This is a genomic window from Hymenobacter agri (assembly GCF_054778495.1).
In genome coordinates, this window is record NZ_BAAGZM010000979.1 from 1 (window position 1) to 1,081 (window position 1,081).

A 1,081-nucleotide genomic window follows, 5' to 3' on the forward strand; every position below is an offset into this window, starting at 1 on the left:
GGCCAGCGCCGGGCAGGTCGACGGCGTGCGGGCCGTACGCTCGCCGGGCAGCACGCTCAAGCCCTTTCTCTACGCCCTGGCCGTGGACCGCGGCATCGTGACGCCGAAGCTGAAGCTGCCCGACGTGCCCACCAATTTCAGCGGCTTCCGCCCCGAGAACTTCGACAAAAGCTGCGCCGGCGAAGTAACGGTGGAGCGCGCCCTCACCTATTCGCTTAACATCCCGGCCGTGCGCGTGCTGGCCGAGGTGGGCGTGCCCACATTCACCGACAAGCTGCGCGAAGCCGGTTTCCAAAGCGTGGCGAAAGCGGCGCCGCGGCTGGGGCTGAGCTCAATTCTGGGCGGCTGCGGGGCCACGCTGGAGGAGCTGACGGGGCTGTACGCCGCGCTGGCTGATGGCGGCCGCTGGCGGGCGGGGCGGCTCACGGCGACGCCCTCCGCGTGGACCTCACCCCCTGACCCCCTCTTCAAAAGAGAGGGGGCAGGGGGTGAGGTCCACGCGGAGGGCGACCCGCTGGTGTCAAAAGCCGCCGCCTTTCTCATCACCGACATCCTGGCCCAGCGCACCCGGCCCGACCTGCCGATGGGCTACCAGAACAGCCGGCACCTGCCTAAAATCGCCTGGAAAACCGGCACCAGTTACGGCCGCCGCGACGCTTGGAGCATCGGCTACAACGCCGACTATACCATCGGTGTGTGGGTAGGCAATTTCAACGGGCAGGGCAGCCCGGCCCTGACCGGGGCCGATGTGGCTTCGCCCCTGCTCTTCGACCTGTTCAACACCCTGGCCTACAACTCGCCCAACCGCTGGGCCGCGCCGCCGGCCACGCTCGACTTCCGGCTGGTGTGCGCCGAAACCGGCCTCGTGCCCGGCGAGCACTGCCCCAATCAGCTCATCGACTACTACTTACCCGGCACTTCCTCGGCCCGGCGCTGCGAGCACCAGAAAGAGGCGCTGGTTTCGGCCGATGGCGCGGTGGCTTACTGCCGGGCCTGCGTGCCAGCGGCGGGGTTCCGGCGGCAGCTGTTTCCGAATCCGCTGCCCGAGGTGCTGGCGTTTCGGGAGGGACAGGGGCTGCCC

1 protein-coding gene is annotated in these 1,081 nt (G+C 69.1%); it reads left to right on the forward strand.

Annotation, left to right across the window (positions count from 1 at the left end; all coding sequences use genetic code 11):
- A partial coding sequence (locus tag ACYVDE_RS23850) for a penicillin-binding transpeptidase domain-containing protein (protein ID WP_460504015.1) occupies positions 1 to 1,081 on the forward strand: 1,081 nt, incomplete at both ends.